Annotated in this window: 7 protein-coding genes; 5 read left to right on the top strand and 2 right to left on the bottom strand. The window is 69.6% G+C overall.

Annotated features, from left to right (window positions below):
• Window positions 1-5: 5 nt before the first annotated feature.
• Entirely contained in the window at window positions 6-2237 is a 2232-nt protein-coding gene (locus GWQ44_RS09990; RefSeq protein WP_275927198.1) for a TonB-dependent siderophore receptor, read from the bottom strand.
• A 202-nt stretch (window positions 2238-2439) separates the two neighbouring features.
• Window positions 2440-3342 carry an AraC family transcriptional regulator gene (locus tag GWQ44_RS09985; RefSeq protein ID WP_042941409.1) on the bottom strand — a complete coding sequence of 301 codons (903 nt, stop codon included), beginning with the start codon at window positions 3340-3342 and terminating at the stop codon, window positions 2440-2442.
• 365 nt (window positions 3343-3707) lie between these two features.
• Between GWQ44_RS09985 and GWQ44_RS09980 the strand changes: the two genes are divergently transcribed.
• Genes GWQ44_RS09980 through GWQ44_RS09960 form a run of 5 tightly spaced genes read left to right on the top strand, consistent with a single transcriptional unit; the run spans window position 3708 to window position 17750 of the window.
• Entirely contained in the window at window positions 3708-5369 is a 1662-nt protein-coding gene (locus GWQ44_RS09980; RefSeq protein WP_275927197.1) for an AMP-binding protein, read from the top strand.
• A complete protein-coding gene (locus tag GWQ44_RS09975; protein WP_275927196.1) occupies window positions 5362-7107 on the top strand; it encodes an ABC transporter ATP-binding protein in 1746 nt (581 codons plus the stop codon). Before GWQ44_RS09980 ends, GWQ44_RS09975 begins: the two co-directional genes overlap by 8 nt.
• Window positions 7104-8867 (top strand): ABC transporter ATP-binding protein, encoded by a 1764-nt coding sequence (locus tag GWQ44_RS09970; RefSeq protein WP_275927195.1) that lies wholly within the window; start codon window positions 7104-7106, stop codon window positions 8865-8867. The genes GWQ44_RS09975 and GWQ44_RS09970 overlap by 4 nt, the downstream gene beginning before the upstream one ends.
• The gene (locus GWQ44_RS09965; protein WP_275927194.1) at window positions 8860-12330 is read left to right on the top strand and encodes an amino acid adenylation domain-containing protein; all 3471 of its coding nucleotides are present in this window, start codon (window positions 8860-8862) and stop codon (window positions 12328-12330) included. Before GWQ44_RS09970 ends, GWQ44_RS09965 begins: the two co-directional genes overlap by 8 nt.
• Window positions 12327-17750, top strand: a complete 5424-nt coding sequence (locus GWQ44_RS09960; protein ID WP_275927193.1) for a non-ribosomal peptide synthetase — start codon at window positions 12327-12329, stop codon at window positions 17748-17750. The genes GWQ44_RS09965 and GWQ44_RS09960 overlap by 4 nt, the downstream gene beginning before the upstream one ends.

Below are 17750 nucleotides of genomic sequence, written 5' to 3'. Positions count from 1 at the left end.
GCGGCTTACCAGCGGTAGCGCAGGCTGGCGATGACGCTGCGGTCATAGCCGGCACTGCAACTGGTCAGCGAGCAGCCTTCGTAATAGCGCTTGTCGGTGAGGTTGGTGGCGTTCACCGCCAGGCGCAGGCCCTTGGCCGCCGGGATCAGCTGGTCGAAGTCGTAGTGCACCGCCGCATCCAGCAGGGTGTAGGAGGGCACGCTGACGGTGTTGGCGGCATCGGCCTCGGTGGAGCCGATGTAGCGCACCCCGGCGCCAAAGCCCAGGCCGCCGAGCGGACCTTCGGGCAGGGTGTAGTCGGCCCACAGCGAGGCCATCTTTTCCGGGGTGTCGGTGGGGCGCTGGCCTTTCTCCAGCGGGTTGTTGCTCTTGCTCACCTCGGCGTCGTTGTAGGTCAGCGTTGCCAGCAGGTCCAGGCCCCGGGCCAGGCTGGCCTTGCCTTCAAGCTCGATGCCGCGCACGTTCACCTCGCCGGTCTGCAGGGTGTTCAGCCGGTTGGCCGGGTCGCTGGTCTTGACGTTTTCCTGGGTCAGGTCGAACAGCGACAGGGTGATGTAGCTGTCGATCCCCGGTGGCTGGTACTTGACCCCCACCTCCGACTGCTTGGCGCTGGTGGGCTTGTACGGCGTGCCGTAGAAGTTGGTGCCCAGCACCGGATCGAACGAGGTGGAGTAGCTGATGTAGGGCGCCAGGCCGTTGTCCGCCAGGTACACCAGGCCGGTGCGGTAGGTGAACTTCTCGTCGTTCTGCTTGCTCCCGCTATGTTCCAGGCGATTGTCGGTGCGGGCGCTGGAGCGGTCCTGGCGCCCACCGACGCTGAGCACCCAATGCTCATCGAAGGTGAACTGCTGCTGGGCGTAGACCCCGACCTGATCGGCGCGCTGCACGGTGTTGGTGAACGGCGTGCTGGGGTCGAACACGCCGCCATGCACCGGGTTATAGATGTCGATGGGCGAGGCGCTGCCGCCGCGCAGGTAGTAGTCCTCGCGGGTGCGCCGGTAGTCGACCCCGAGCAGCGACAGCATCTGCGTATTGCCCAGGTTCCAGCGGGCCTGGGCGTTGTTGTCCAGGGAGTAGGTGTCGCCGACGATGCGAAAGCGATAGGCAGAGCGCTTCAACGTGCGTAGATCCGACTCCAGGGACATGCCGCTGGCGGTGTTGGTCAGCAAATTGACGTGGCCGTAGCGGGCGCTGGAGTTGAGGCTCCAGACGTCGTTCAGGCGGTGCTCCAGCAGGTAGCCCAGTGAGTACTGGGTGCGGTCGTTGTCCAGCCCCGGTTCATCGAGGAAGACGTTGTGCTTGACCTTGCCGTTGGGGTTGCCGAGCAGGGTGCCGCGGGCCGGCAGGAACACCCTGGGGGCGCCGAACGCATCCTGGGTGTAGTCGGCCAGCAGGGTCAGGCGGGTGTCGTCGTTGGGCTTCCAGGTGAAGGAGGGCGCGAAGTACTGCTTGTCGTCCTTGATGTGCTCGAACTGGGTGCCGCTGTCGCGTTCCAGCCCCACCAGGCGGTAGAGGAACTGTCCCTCATCGTCCAGCGGGCCGCTGAAGTCGAACTGGCCCTGGGCCCGGTCGAAACTGCCGCCCTGGATCTGCACTTCATGGAAGGGCTGCTCCAGCGGGCGCTTGCTGATCTGGTTGACCACGCCGCCCGGCGAGTTCTGGCCGAACAGCACCGAGGCCGGGCCCTTGAGCACGTCGATGCGCTCCAGGCCATAGGCCTCGACCTTGGGCCAGGCCTGGGCGGTGTTGCCCTTGAGGCCATCGCGGAGCATGCCGGTGGTGACGTCGAAGCCACGGATCGAGATCGTGTCGAAACGCTGGCTGGCGGCGGTGGTGTTGGCCTGGACCCCGGCGGTGTAGCGCAATGCCTCGTTCACCGACTGCACCTGCTGGGCGTCCATCTGATCGCGGGTGACCACGGAAATCGCCTGCGGAATTTCACTCAGCGAAGCATCGGTCTTGGTCCCGCTGAGGCTGCGCCTGGCCACGTAGCCGCTTTGCTGGCCGGTCGGCGAGTCGAGCTGGGTAGCGCTGATCACGCTGGTGTCCAGGGTCAGGCTGTGCTCCTGGTCGGCCTCGCCATCGGCGGCCAGCGCGGCGCCGGCCTGGGTCAGCGACAGGCCCAGGGCCAGGCCATGGATCAGGCACGCCAGCGGGCTGCGGTGCAGCGCCGGACGCAAGACCGGACCTGTGGCCGGCCAACCTTGGGTGTTTTGGTGCGCAACGCGGCTACCCATGCTTCACTCCGTGATGGGGATTAAATGAGAATGCAAACGTATCTCATTTGTGCGCCTGGGTTGCCGGCTAAAACTTTGGCTTGAGCGACCATTTCTTTCGTTTGCGGCACCGCGCGGGCTGGACGCCCGGGGCAACAGGCGCGAGGTTCGACGGCGCCAGGCGGCGTTGTTCAAGACTCCAGGCATTCAAGGCAACGGCGCCTCAGCGCAAGGATTTGGGCGACACCCCGAAGCGCTTGCGAAAGGCGGTGGAGAAGTGCGCCGGGCTGTAGCCGACCCGATAGGCCGCGCTGGAAACATTGGTTTCGCCGCTGGCCAGCAGGCGGTACGCCTCGCTCAGGCGCTGTTCCTGGAGGTAGGCATAGACGCTGGTGCCGAACACCTGGCGAAAGCCGGCGGTGAGCTTGCGCGGATTCAGGCCCACCTGGCGCGACAGCTCGGACAGCGACGGCGAGGCCTGCAAGGAACCGAGCAGCAGGTCCCGGGCGGCATGGATGCGCTCGATGTCCGCCGCGCTGCCGGGGCTGTCCTGCAGCGGCCGCGACTCGGCATGGGCGAGGATCCCCTCGACCCCCAGGGCGGTGAGCTCCAGGGCCTTGCCGCCCAGATAGAAGGAGCGGGTCGGGCCTTGCAGCGGGCAGGTGAGGATCTGCTGGGCCAGGGCCAGCAGCGGCTTGCTGGCCGGCTGGCAGAACAGCATCGGCCCGCCGCCCAGCGGGTCCAGCAGGCGCTCGGGCTCAAGGCCCGCCTGGCGGATCGCCGGGAAGTCCAGTTGCACCGTGGTGTAGCGCACCGGCACGCCGCTGGCGAACAGGTGGTCGCCGCAGTGCTCGCCCTGGTTGGCCACCGCGCACAGGGTCGGCCCGCGAATCTCCACCTCCGGTTGGCCCTCGACCCGGCAATTGAGCTGGCCGCTGAGCACCAGGATGATTTTCAAGCCTTGCCAGAGCGGCTCCTGCATCCACATCTGGCTGTCCATCAGCACCGTCCCGGTGGACAAGGTGATTTCCGGCACCACGGCCGCCGTGCCGGCGTGCTGCGGATTGGGAAAGTGCAGGGTGAAATCCCCTTGGACAGGCTGCGGCGCAGCGTGGGGGCTGAGCATGGCGAACTCCCTGTAGACCGGAAAAGAGGCCATACGCTATCAGGAAAATCCTTTCATGTAATTAAGAATGATTATCCTTTAGCTTTTGCTCCCGGTACTGCCGGGGCTTGCCGCGCAATCAAAAGAAAAAGCCGCGCAAACGAATGTCCTGCCGATTGCCGGGCCTCGGAAATTACCGGTTAATAATCACTCTCATTTGCAAGCGCAGCCGCTGAACATGGACGACCCCGCCATCCGCCGCCCCGCAGGAGCGCCGACCGGCCCGTATTTTCCGCCGCGCTGACGGTTCATCTTCCCTTCATTCCAGGGGCCTGACATTTCAGGCCCGGGGCGGCCTTTTGCCGAAAAAAAACTCAGGAGACAGCATGTCCACTTTCGACGATTCGCAGGATTGCCCCGCTTGGCCCGAGGCTTTTGCCCAGGCTTACCGCGAGGCCGGTTACTGGCGCGATGAAACCTTTGGCGATCTGCTGCGGGGCGCGGCCCGGACCTTCGGCGAGCGCGAGGCGCTGACCGATGGCCAGCGGCGCCTGAGCTACCGGCAACTGGACCTGCGGGTCGACCAACTGGCCGCCGGCCTGTGCCGGCTGGGGCTGCGGGCCGGCGACAACGTGGTGCTGCAACTGCCCAACAGCGCGGCCTTCGTCGAAGTCTGCTTTGCCCTGTATCGCCTCGGGGTGCGGCCGATCTTCGCCTTGCCGGCCCATCGGCACCTGGAAATCGGCCGCTTCTGCGAGTTCGCCCAGGCCCGCGCCTACTTCTGCGCCGACCGGGACGCCAGCTTCGACTATCGGGCCATGGCCCGCGACCTCAAGGAGCGCAACCCGCAGCTGGAGTGGGTGGTAGTCGCCGGCGCAGCCGAGGAGTTCACCGCCCTGGACAGCCTCTACGACGCCAACGCCTCGCAGGCCTTTGCCGCGCCCAGTGCCGACGCGGTGGCCTGCTTCCAGCTTTCCGGCGGTTCCACCGGGGTGCCCAAGCTGATCCCGCGCCGCCACCACGAGTACCTTTACAACCTGCGGGCCAGCGCCGAGCGCTGCGGCCTGTCCGAGGCCTGCGTGTACCTGGTGGCGCTGCCCATGGCGCACAACTTTCCCATGTGCTGCCCGGGGTTCATCGGCACCTTTGCGGTGGGCGGCCGGGTGGTGCTGAGCCCCTCGCCGAGCCCGCAAGTTTGCTTCGAACTGATCGAGCGCGAAGCCGTGACCCACACCGCCCTGGTGCCGCCCCTGGCCCTGGTCTGGCTGGAAGCGGCCCAGGCCCGCGGGCGTGGCCTGGCGCCGTTGCAACTGCTGCAAGTGGGCGGGGCCAAGCTCAGCTATGAGGCCGCAAGGCGCATCGAGCCGGTGCTCGGCTGCCGCCTGCAGCAGGTGTTCGGCATGGCCGAAGGGCTGATCTGCTACACCGACCCCGAGGACCCGCCGCAACGGGTGCTGCACACCCAGGGCCGGCCGCTGTCGCCGGCGGATGAAATCCGCGTGGTGGACGAGCACGACCGGCCGGTGCCGGTGGGGCAGGTCGGGCAGTTGCTGACCCGTGGCCCCTACACCATTCGCGGTTACTACCGTTACCCCGAGCACAACGCCCAGGCCTTCACCGCCGATGGTTTCTACCGCACCGGCGACCGGGTCATGCTCAGCGCCGACGGCTACCTGATGGTGGAAGGGCGGGACAAGGACCTGATCAACCGCGGCGGCGAAAAGATCGCCGCCGAAGAGGTGGAAAACCTGCTGCTCAGCCACCCGGCGGTGGCCGACATCGCCCTGGTGGCGATGCCCGACGCCTTCCTCGGCGAGCGCACCTGCGCCTTCGTCATTCCACGTGGCGCCGCGCCCCGGGCCCCGGAACTGCTGCGCCACCTGCGGGCCCAGGGCCTGGCGGCGTTCAAGCTGCCGGACCGCTTCGAGTTCATCCCGGCCTTCCCCCAGACCGGGGTCGGCAAGGTCAGCCGCAAGCACCTGCGCGAGGCGATCCAGGCTCTGTACTTCGGCGCCCAGGCCCGGCAAGGAAGTGACGCCCGTGGCTGACCGGCAAGGACTGTGCGACCTGCTGCAGCCGGTGCGTGGGCGCCTGCTGGCGGCCATGCTGTTGCAGGCCCTGGCGGCGCTGGTGGGGCTGTTGCCATTGATTGCCGTGGCCGAACTGGCGCCGCGGCTGCTGGCCGGCGAGCTGGATGCGCCGCGTGCGCAGTTCTGGCTGCTGGCCGGCGCCGCCGCCTTGCTCCTGCGCCTGCTGGGGCTGGCGGCGGCATTGCAGATCACCCACCTGGCCGACAGTGACCTGCAACGCCAGCTGCGCCAGCGCATCGCCGCGCACCTGGCACGGGTGCCCCTGGCCTGGTTCGGCCAGCAGCGGCAGACCGCCGAGCGTGCCTTGCTCGATGATGTCGGCGCTTTGCACCAGTTGGTGGCGCACTTGCCCAACAACCTGGTGGCGGCGCTGGTAGTGCCCCTGGCCAGCCTGGCCTACCTGCTGACGGTGAGCCTGCCCATGACCCTGGTGGTGCTGCTGCCACCATTGCTGGCGCTGTGGCGCCTGCGGGTGATGCGCACCCCGGCCTATCAGGCCGAGCGTCAGCGCCTGGGGGCGGCCCTGGGCGAGTTGTCGACGGCGACCCTGAACTTTGTGCAGAGCATCGCCATGGTCAAGTCCTTCGGCCGCGCGGAGCGGGTGCAGGCGGACTTCGTCCGCGCGGTGCAGGGTTTCGGGCGTTTTTTCTGCCAGTGGGTGGAGCGCTGGGCGGGCCTGGGGGCGAGTGTCGAGGTGCTGCTCTCGCCCTTGCTGGTGCTGGCCCTGGTGCTGGTGGCCGGGGTGCCGCTGACGGCGGTGGGCGGGTTGCAGCCGGTGCAGTTGCTGCCGTTCGCGTTGCTCGGTCCGGCCCTGGCGGCGCCAGTGGCGGCCCTGGGGCATGGCGCCGATTCCCTGGTCCAGGGCCGGGCGGCAGCGCAGCGCATCAGCGCGCTGCTGGACACCCCGGTGCTGGCGCAGCCGGCGTTGTCCCGGGAGCCCGAGGGGCATCAGGTGATCTTTGACGAAGTGTCTTTCAGCTACCCCGACGGCACCCAGGTGCTGCGGGGCATCGACCTGTGCCTGCAACCGGGCACCCTGACCGCCCTGGTGGGGGATTCGGGGGCTGGCAAATCGACCCTGGCGACCTTGCTCGCGCGCTTTGCCGATGTCAGCGCCGGGGCCATCCGCATCGGCGGCGTCGACCTGCGGGACATGGACAGCGCGACCCTGTATCGGCAAGTGGCCTTTGTCTTCCAGGAGGTGCGCCTGTTGCGCGCCAGCGTTCTCGACAACCTGCGCCTGGGGCGCCCCGAGGCCAGTCTGGCCGAAGTCGAGGAGGCGGCCCGGGCGGCGCAGATCCACAGCCGCATCGCCGCCTTGCCCGAGGGTTATCACAGCCAGCTGGGCAGCGGCGTGCAACTGTCCGGTGGTGAAGTGCAGCGCCTGGGCATTGCCCGGGCGATGCTCAGCCAGGCGCCGATCCTGGTGCTGGACGAGGCCACCGCCGCCAGCGACCCGGAGTCCGAGGCGGCGATCCAGCAGGCCCTGTCGCAGTTGGCGGCGGGGCGCACGGTGCTGGTGATCGCCCATCGCCTGAGCAGCATCCAGGACGCTGACCAGATCGCCGTGCTGCAAGGCGGGCAACTGGTGGAATGCGGCCAGCACCAGCGCCTGCTGGAGCAGCAAGGGGTGTATGCCGGGCTGTGGGCGGCGCAGCAGTTCTGCGCCGGGCAAACCGTGGAGGGCCAGGCATGATCGGCGCCCTGTTACGCAGTTTGCAGCCGGCCGAAGCGCGCCTGCTGCGCCGGGCCTTGCTGGCCATGGCCGCCAGTGCCCTGGCCCAGGGCGTGGCGCTGGCCTTGTTGCCGATGGCGTTCGCCAGCCTGTTCGAGGCCGCCGCGGGGCACGGGCCGTGGCAGTGGGCGGCGATCTTCGCGCTGCTGGCGGGGCTGTGCCTGGGGCTGCGCCGGCATGCCCAGCTCGCGGGTTATCGCGCTGGCGCCGCGGCGGCGCAGTCGTTGAACCTGGGCATCGGCGAGCAACTGGCGCGCCTGCCCCTGGAGTGGTTCGTCGAGCGCCGCAGCGCCGAGCTCAACCGGCTGGTGACCCACACCGTGCTGCAGATCATGAGCGCCCCGGCGCACTTGCTGCAGCCCATGGCCAACGCCGTGCTGACGCCCCTGGCGCTGCTTGTGGCGCTGTTCTTCTATGACCGTTCCATGGCCCTGGCGGCGCTGGCCAGCGTGCCGCTGCTGCTGGTGTTCTACCACTGGGGCGTGCGTTGGGGCGGCCAGGCCGAAAGCCGCAGCGAGGCGGCGGCCAACGAGGCGGCGGCGCGGGTCCTGGAGTTCCTGCGCCAGCAGCCGCTGCTGCGGGCCAGTGGCCGCAGCGGCGAGGGGTTCAGCCTGCTCAGCGAAGCCTTGCAGCAACAGCGCCGGGCCCAGCGCCGGGCGCACTGGCGGACCTTTCCGGCGGCCCTGGGGCTGGCGGTGGCGCTCCAGGCCGGCTACACCGCGGTGCTTTTGTGCGGCCTGTATGCGGTGCTCGGGGCCAGCCTCGGCGCCGCCCAATACCTGGCGCTGGCGGTGCTCGCCACCTGCCTGGTGGAGCCCATGGGCACGCTGGTCAACCTCGGCACCACCTTGCGCCAGACCCGCCACGGCCTGAACCGCCTGCGCCATCTGCTGCGCCTGCCGGCACTGGCGGAGCCGAGCCAGCCCCGGGAGCCCCAGGGGCAACAGGTACAGGTGCGCGACCTGGGGCTGGTGCGCCAGGAACAGGTGATTCTGCAGGGCATCAGCTTCGACCTGCCGCCGGCGTCACTGAACCTGCTGGTGGGGGCTTCCGGCTCCGGCAAGTCGAGCCTGCTGCGCCTGCTGGCGCGGTTCAGCGATGTCAGCAGCGGCGCCATCCTGCTTGGTGGCGTCGACCTGCGCCAGGTGTCGGCCGAACAACGTGATCGCTCGATCGCCCTGATGTTCCAGGACTGCCCGCCGCTGGCCGCGAGCCTGCTGGACAACCTGCGCCTGGGCCGCCCCGAGGCCAGCGACGGCCAACTGATGGAAGCCGCCCGTACCACCGGCCTGGACCGCGTCGCCGGGCGCCTGCCCCAGGGCTGGCAGACCCGGGTCGGCGAGGGCGGGGTCAGCCTGTCGGGGGGCGAGCGCCAGTGCCTGGCCCTGGCCCGGGTGCTGCTCAAGGACGCCAGCCTGATCCTGCTGGACGAACCCACCGCGGCCCTGGATGCCATCAGCGAGGCCCGGGTCAACCGCTGCCTGCTGCAACTGGCGCGCAAGCACACGGTGCTGCTGGTGACCCACAAGCCGACCCTGGCCCCGAGTGCCGGGCAGATCCTCCTGCTGGACCAGGGCCGCCTGGCCCAGCACGGCAGCCATGACCAACTGATGGCGGCCCCGGGCCGTTATCGCCAGTTGTTTCACGAGCGCGAGGCGATCAATCGCTGGCGCTTGCGCACACCTTCTTCCGTACCCCAAAGGACCGTCCACCATGACTGATCACCCAGCACTGGCACGCGCTCATCCAGCGCACGCCGGCCTGAGTCATTCACCCCAAGGGCTCTGTGCAGGCATCGCCCGCTTACTCGGCTACGAGCCTGGGGACCTTGAAGCGGATGCGTCGCTGATCGAGCAGGGCCTCGACTCGGTGAGCATCATGCGCCTGCCGGCGCTGCTGGCCGCCGAAGGCGTGGCCCTGAGCTTTGCCGAGCTGATCCAGCAGCCGACCCTGACCGCCTGGTGGGCGCTGATCGAGGCCCGCCGTGGCCTCGCAACGCCGCGCTTGCAGGCCGTGGCCAGCGCCCCTGGCAACAGCGATTTCGCCCTGACCCCGCTGCAGCAGGCCTACTGGTTCGGCCGCGATCCGGGCCTGCCCCTGGGCGGCGTCGGCTGCCACCTGTACCAGGAGCTGGACGGCCACGGCCTGGAGCCGCAGCGCCTGGAGCAGGCCGTGCACCGCCTGTGCCAGCGCCATCCGATGCTGCGGGCGTGCTTTATCAGCGACAGCTGCCAGCGCATCCTGCCCCAGAGCCCCTGGCCCGGGTTGACCGTCCACGACCTGCGTCAGGCCTCCTGCGTCGGCGCCGCCGAGGCCCTGGAGCAGATCCGCGAAACTCTTTCGCACCGGTGCCTGGAAGTCAGCCGCGGGCAGGTGTTCGACGTGCAGTTGAGCCTGCTGCCCGAAGGCCGTAGCCGCCTGCACCTGAGCATCGACCTGCTGGTGGCCGACGTGCTCAGCATCGGCATCCTGTTGCGCGACCTGGCGCTGATCCATGCCGGCCAGGAGCACAGCCTACCGGCCCTGGAGTGGAATTTCGCCGACTACCTGCGGGCCGAACAGGCGGCGCGCGCGCCACTGCTGGCGGCGGCCCGGGACTATTGGCTGGAGCGTCTGGACGATCTGCCGGATGGCCCGCAACTGCCCCTGGCCCAGGAGCCACAGCAGCTTGGCACTCCGCGTTTTCGCCGCCTGGCCATGCGTCTGGACCAGGGCCAGTTGCACGCCCTGGAGCAGCGCGCCCGGCAACACGGCCTGACCCTGGCCAGCGTGCTCGCCTGCGCCTATGCCCAGGTGCTGGGACGCTGGAGCGCCAGCCAGCATTTCCTGCTCAACGTGCCGCTGTTCAATCGCCAGGAATTGCACCCGTGTGTGCCTGATCTGCTGGCGGACTTTTCCAACCTGGTGCTGCTGGAAGTCGACCAGCGCCAGCCCGCGCCCTTCAGCCAGCAGGCCCTGGCGTTGCAGGCTCAATTGCACCGCGACATCGCCCACAGCGCCTGGCCCGGGGTCGAGGTGCTGCGTGAGCGGGCGCGGCTGCGCCAGGGCGGCGGCCAGGGCGCGCCGGTGGTGTTCGCCTGCAACCTGGGCCCGGCCTTTGTCGACGCCACCTGCCGCGAACAGCTGGGCGAACCGGGCTGGGCGCTGTCGCAGACGCCCCAGGTCTGGCTCGACCACCAGAGCTACCCGCTGGCCGACGGCCTGCTGCTGAACTGGGACGCGGTGGACGCGCTGTTCCCCGAAGGCCTGCTGGACGAGATGTTCGACGCCTACCGCGCCCTGCTGTCGTGGCTGTGCGCCAACGACTGGCAGCAGGTGGCGCCCTTGCCGCTGCCGGCGGCGCAACAACAGCGGCGCCAGCAGGCCAATGCCACCGCTCACCCGACCCCGGCGCAGCTGTTGCACCAGGGCTTTTTCCAGCAGGCGCGCCTGAACCCCGAGGCCGTGGCGCTGATCGGCGAGCAGGGCCGCCTGAGCTACGCCGAGCTGGCCCGGCAGGCCCTGCAACTGGCCGGGGCCTTGCGCGAGTGGGACGTGCAGCCGGGTGACGCGGTGGCGATCACCTTGCCCAAGGGCCGCGAGCAGGTGATCGCGGTGCTGGGGATCCTGGCCGCCGGGGCGGTGTATGTGCCAGTGGGCATCGAGCAGCCGCCGGCGCGCCGCGACATGATCTACCAGCGCGCCGGGGCGCGGCTGGTGATCACCGATCAGGCCCACCGCGAGGGCGGCATCTGGCTCGCCGAACTGCGGGTGGTGACCCTGGCCCAAGCGCTGCTCGCACCGGCGCTGGAGCAACCCCTGGAGATCGCGGCGGACGCCCTGGCGTACGTGATCTTCACCTCGGGCACCACCGGCGAACCCAAGGGCGTCGAGCTGTGCCATCAGGCGGCGATGAACACCGTCGCCGCGATCAACCGGCGCTATCAGGTCGGCGCCGAGGACCGGGTGTTGGGCGTCTCGGCCCTGGATTTCGACCTGTCGGTGTACGACCTGTTCGGCCCGCTGAGTGTCGGTGGCGCCCTGGTCTTGCCCGCGGACGGCCTGCGCAAGGAGCCCCGGGAATGGCTGCGGCTGATCCGCGAGCAGCAGGTGAGCATGTGGAACTCGGTGCCGGCGCTGCTGGACATGCTGACCCTGCAAGTGCGCGACGACGGCGGCCTGGGCGCCTTGCGCCTGGCCATGGTTTCCGGCGACTGGGTCGGCCTCGACCTGCCACGGCGCCTGGAGCAAGCGGCGGGCCGCCGCGTGCGGTTCGTGGCCCTGGGCGGCGCCACCGAGGCGGCGATCTGGTCCAACTATCAGGAGGTGGCGCAGGTGCCCGCGCATTGGCGTTCGATCCCCTACGGCCGGCCCTTGGACAACCAGTGCTTCCGGGTGGTGGACAGCCAGGGCCGGGACTGCCCGGACTGGGTGCCCGGCGAGCTGTGGATCGGCGGCGCCGGGGTGGCCGCCGGCTATCGCGGCCTGCCAACCCTCAGCGCCCAGCGCTTTGTCGAGCATGAGGGGCGGCGCTGGTACCGCACCGGCGATCAGGGCCGCTACTGGGCCGACGCCAGCCTGGAGTTCCTCGGGCGCCTGGACCATCAGGTCAAGGTCCGTGGCTTTCGCATCGAGCTGGCGGAAATCGACCTGGCCCTGGAGCGCCACCCGGCCATCGACCGCGCGCTGAGCCTGGTACTGCCCGGCAGCGAGCCGCAGCTGGCGGCGGTGCTGCTGGCCCGGGAGCCGCTGCCCGAACCCCAGGCCCTGCGCCAGTGGCTGGGGCAATGGCTGCCCGAACACATGCTCCCGGACACCTGGCTGAACCTGCCCGAGCTGCCGCTGAGCAGTAACGGCAAGGTCGATCGCGCGGCGCTGCTGTGGCTGCTGCAGGAGCAGCGCCGGGGCATCCAGCCGCAGAGTGCCGAGCCGCCGCAAGGGGAATGGGAAGAGGCCCTGGCCGCGTTGTGGCAGGAGCTGCTGCACGTGCCGCAGGTGGGCCGGCACCAGGGCTTTTTCGCCCTGGGTGGCAACAGCCTGCTGGCGGCCCGCTTGATCGAGCGCATTGCCCGGCAATTCCAGCTGGAACTGTCGCTCAAGGATTTTTTCAACGCGGCCACCGTGGCCCAGCAGGGGCAGTTGCTCGCCTCGCGCCGGGAACAGCGGCCCGTCAATCAGAACGCAATGGTGGAGGGCGTGTTATGACGCTGCAACAACTGCAACAGGACCTGCAACAACTGGGCGTGGAGCTCTGGGAAGAACAGGGCCGCCTGCGCTATCGGGCCCCGGCCGGGGTCATGGACGAGGCGCGCCTGCAACAGTTGCGCGAGCACAAGGAGGCGTTGCTGCAACAGCTGCAGGCGGCGCAGCTGCCAATCCTCGAGGCCGACCATTCGGCCCGCGAAGAACCCTTCCCGCTGACCGATGTGCAGGCCGCCTACCTGCTGGGCCGCACCACGGCCTTCAGCTACGGCGGTGTGGCCTGCCACGGCTACCTGGAGTTCGCCCAGCAGGATCTCGACCCGGCGCGCCTGGAGCAGGCCTGGAACCAGTTGATCGCGCGCCACGAGATGCTGCGCGCGGTGGTGCTGGAGGAGGGCTACCAGCGCATCCTGCCCCAGGTGCCGCACTACCGCATCGCCCGTCACGACCTGCGCCAGGACGACGGCAGCGCCTTGCAGGCCCTGCGCGAACGCATGGAGCTGCGCCGCGCGGCGCCCCAGCAATGGCCGTTGATCGAGCTGTGCGTGAGCCAGGGCCGCGACACCTCGCGCCTGCACCTGTCGGTGGACCTGCTGGTGTGTGACTACCAGAGCGTGCGCATGCTGCTGGCCGAACTGCAGCAGCTGTACCGTGGCGAGCGCCTGCCGGCGCCGGCGCCGATCAGCTTTCGCGACTATGTGCTGGGTGAGCGCCGCCTGCGCGAGCAGCCGCGCTACCAGCGCGACCGCGACTACTGGTGGGCGCGGGTCGACAGCCTGCCGGGAGCGCCGGAGCTGCCGACGCTGGGGGCGCCCAGCGGGCCGCGTTTCCAGCGCCGGGCCATGAGCCTGGAAGCCCGCGACTGCAACGCCCTGCGCCTGAACGCGGCGGCGGCCGGGGTGGGGGTGTCGGCGGCGATCCTCTCGGCCTATGCCGAAACCCTCGGGCGCTGGAGTCGGCGCGGGCATTTCTGCCTGAGCCTGACCCTGCTCAATCGCCTGTCGCTGCACCCCCAGGTCGACCGCCTGGTGGGCGACTTCAGCTCGGTGGAACTGCTGGAAGTGCAGACCCTGCAAGGCGGCAGTTTCGGCCAGCGCAGCCAGCAGTTGCAGGAGCGCCTGTGGCAGGACATGGACCATCGCCTGTGTTCGGGCATCGAAGTGCTGCGCGAGCTGGCGCGGCGCAAGGGCCAGGACGCGGCGCTGATGCCCTATGCCTTCACCAGCACCCTGGGGGCGGGTGGCGAGAGCGGCGGCGGGGCCTTCATGCCCGGCGCCGAGCTGGTGTTCGGCATCAGCCAGACGCCCCAGGTGCTGATCGATTGCCAGGTCAGCGAGCGTGACGAGGGCCTGGCGATCAACTGGGACATCCGCGAAGGGGTGTTCAGCCCAACCCTGCTGGATGCGCTGTTCGACACCTTCGAACGCTTGCTCAAGCGCCTGGCCCGGGAACCCTCGGCCTGGACCCTGGACGATTGCCTGGAACTGCCGGCGGCGCAGCGCCTGCAACGCGAGCTGGTGAACCAGAGCGCCGCGCCGTTGCCCGAGGGGCTGCTGCACGAGCCGTTCTGGCATCAGGCGGCCGCCGCGCCGCAGCGCGTGGCGTTGATCCAGGGCGCCGCGCAGATCAGCTACGGCGAATTGGCCGGGCGCGCCGAAGCCGTGGCCGAGGCCCTGCTCGATGCTGGTTGCCAGCCCGGGGAGCGGGTCGCGGTGTGCATGCACAAGGGCCTGGAACAGGTGATCGCGGTGCTCGGCATTCTGCGCGCCGGGGCCGCCTACCTGCCGCTGGACACCAACCAGCCCGAAGCCCGGCGCCAGCTGATCCTGGACAACGCCGAGGTCGGCCGGGTGCTCAGCCAGTCCTGGCTGAGCGATGAGCTGTGCTGGCCGTCGCGGGTGACCCAGGTGATCCAGGTCGACCAGGGCCCGCGGCTGCCGCAGCGGCCCGTGCCCAGCGTGGCCGTGGACCCGCAGCAACTGGCCTACGTGATCTACACCTCCGGCTCCACCGGGGTGCCCAAGGGCGTGATGATCAGCCATCAGGCGGCGCTCAATACCATCGTCGACATCAACCAGCGCTTTGCCATCGACGCCGATGACCGGGTGCTGGCCCTGGCCAGCCTGGGCTTCGACCTGTCGGTGTATGACATCTTCGGCCTGCTGGCGGTGGGCGGCGCCCTGGTGCTGCCGGACCCGCAACGCCGCGCCGACCCTTCGCACTGGGCCGAGTGCGCCCGGGAACACGGGGTGACCCTGTGGAACTCGGTGCCGGCGCAATTGCAGATGCTCACTCATTACCTGCAGGCGCTGCCGGCCATGGCCCCGGGTTCCCTGCGCCTGGCGTTGCTGTCGGGGGACTGGATTGCCCTGAACCTGCCGGCGGAGGCCGCCCAGCTGCTGCCCCGGCTGCGCCTGATCAGCCTGGGGGGCGCCACCGAAGCGGCGATCTGGTCGATCTACTACCCGATCACCCAGGTCGACCCGCAGTGGCGCAGCATTCCCTACGGCCGGCCGCTGGCCAACCAGCGCTTCATGATCCTCGACGAGCAGGGCCGCGACCGCCCGCAAGGGGTGGCTGGCGAGCTGTACATCGCTGGCAGCGGCCTGGCCCTGGGTTACCTGGGGGACGCCGAGAAGACCGCCGAGCGCTTTGTCGAGCATCCACGCAGCGGCGAGCGCCTGTACCGCACCGGCGACCTGGGGCGCTACCTGGAAGACGGCCTGATCGAATTCCTCGGCCGCGAGGACTTCCAGGTCAAGGTGCGTGGCCACCGCATTGAACTGGCGGAAGTGGAGAGCGCCTTGCTCAGCCATCCGCATGTCGAGTCGGCGGTGGTGGTGGCGGCGGGCGAGGGCGCTTTCGACCGGCGCCTGCAAGCCTGCCTGACGGCCAGCCTGCGGGATATGCCCCTGGCCTGGCCGGCGCAGTTGCAGGCGCGTACCGAGGCGGCGGCCCAGGCCGTGCGCGGTGGCTTGAGCGATGCCCTGGTCAGTGAAATGTCGGCTTGTGTCGAGCGTGCCGCGCTGCTGTCCATGGGCCTGGCCCTGCAGCGTCCGGGGCTGTTCGAGGGCGCGGGGCAGAGCCATGCGCTGGAGGAGATTGTGGCGCGCTGCGAAGTGGCGCCGCGCAATCAGCGCCTGATCCGCCGCTGGTTGCAGGCCCTGGCCCGCGAAGGCCTGGTGCACCGGGACCTGCACACCGGGCGGTATTCGGGCTTGCAGGTGTCGGCCGAGGAATACCGCCGGCAATGGCAGCGCATCGATGCCCTGGAACCGTCGGTGGGCTGGGGCGCCGAGGTGCTGCGCTACCTGCGCGAAAGCCAGGAGCAACTGCCGGCGCTGATGAGCGACCAACTGGACCCGCTGCACCTGCTGTTCCCCCAGGGGCGCACCGACACCGCCGAGGGCGCCTACCGCAAGAACCTGATCAGCCAGTATCTGAACCAGGCAGTGTGCGCCGCGGTGCAGGAAATCATCCGCCAGCGCCCGGCCGGCCAGCGCCTGCGCCTGCTGGAAATCGGCGCCGGGGTCGGTGGCACCAGCGCCGACCTGATCCCGGCCCTGGACGGCCTGCCGGTGGACTACCAGTTCACCGACCTGTCGCAGTTCTTCCTCAATGAGGCGCGGGAGCATTTCGCTGCTTACCCCTGGGTCAGCTACGGCCTGTTCGACCTCAACCAGGACCACTGGGCCCAGGGCGTGGCCGCCAACTCCCTGGACCTGATCCTCTGCGCCAACGTGCTGCACAACGCGCGGCATGCCAGCCGGGTGCTGGCGCGGCTGCGGGAGATGCTGGCCCCGGGTGGCTGGCTGATCTTCATCGAGGCCACTCGCGACACTTACCAGATCATGGCGTCCATGGAGTTCAAGGAGGGCCTGACCGCCTTCGAGGATTTCCGCGCCGAGCAGGACACCACCTTCATCCGTCGCGAGCAGTGGCAGCAGTTGCTGCTGGAGGCCGGGGGCGAGAGCCCGCTGTGCCTGCCCGAGGCCGACGACGCCATGTCGCAGATCGGCCAGCACCTGTTCATCACCCGCTTCAAGAGCCAGCGCCAGACCCTGGAGCCCGAGGCCCTGCGCGCCCACCTGGCCCAGCGCCTTCCGGACTACATGATCCCGGCGGACTGGCAGGTGCTGGACGACATGCCCCTGACCGCCAATGGCAAGGTCGATCGCCAGGCCCTGGCGCGGATCGGCGTGGCCGGCCCCGAACAGCAGGCCAGCAGCGGCGCCGCGCCGCAGGACGACCTGGAGCGCAGCATCGCCGAGGTCTGGCAGAGCCTGTTGCGGGTGCCGGCGGTGGGTCGTGACCAGGGCTTCTTCGAGCTGGGCGGCGACTCGCTGCTGGTGGCGCAAGTGGTGGGGCGCCTGCGCGAAGCCTTGCCCCAGGCCCGGCCGGTGCCCTGGAGCGACCTGCTGCGCCAGCTGATCAACCAGCCAACGGTGGCGGCCCTGGCCGACTACCTGCGCGGGCAGGGCGTGGAAAGCGAGTCGCCGCTGGTGCGCATCAGCGACACGGCCCAGGGCCCGACGCGGATCTTCGTCCATGACGGCAGCGGCACCCTGGCGCCGTACCGCGCCTTGTTCGCCGCCCTGGGGGAGGACGTGCCCCTGGAAGGGCTGGTGCTCAACGATGTGCCGGGCTATCTGGCCCTGGAGCCGGCCACGGCGATTCGCCAACTGGCCGAGCGCTATGCCGACACCCTGCAGGCCGAAGGCCGGCGCCAGGTGAGCATCGTCGGCTACTGCCTGGGCGGGCTGCTGGCCACCGAGCTGGCGGCGTGCCTGGCGGCGCGCTCGATCGAGGTGCTGCAACTGAGCGTGATCAGCAGCTACCGGGTGCCGTTCATGATCGAGGACGATCTGTTGGCCGAGTACGTGTTCGCCCGGGTGATGCAGGCCGACCCGCTGGCCCTGGGTTACCCCGAGGATGAACAGGCCATGGAACGCAGCATCGCCCGGGTGCTGGCGCAGACCCCGGGGCGGGTGCCCCAGGGTTCGCTGCTGGCCTTGAGCGAGGATGCCCAGTGCGCCCCGGCCCTGGCCTGCCTGCGGCGCCTGGCAGAGAAGACTCCGGAGCAGCGCCTGCAGGCGATTGCCGAGGCCATGCGCCACGCCGGTTCGCCACTGAGCGACCTGCATTGGCTGGGCGAGCAGTTACGGGTGCTGCGCCACAGCCTGGCGGCGGTGGCCCTGCACGAGGCCACGCCGTACCAGGGCGACCTGCTGTTTATTCGCCAGAGTGGCGAAGTGCAGGTGCTGCCGGGCATGCACCGCGATATGAGCGCCTATTGGCAGGCCCTGTGCCTGGGTGAGCTGCGGGTGGTGGATGTGCCCGGGGATCACTTCAGCTGCATGCAGCAGCCCCAGGTGCAAGCCGTGGCCCGGGCCTTCGCGGCGGTCTCCGAGGTGGCGGCATGA

This window comes from Pseudomonas sp. 3MA1 (assembly GCF_029237275.1).
GTDB lineage: Bacteria > Pseudomonadota > Gammaproteobacteria > Pseudomonadales > Pseudomonadaceae > Aquipseudomonas > Aquipseudomonas fluorescens_AP.
This window is presented reverse-complemented; position numbering and strand designations above follow the sequence as displayed.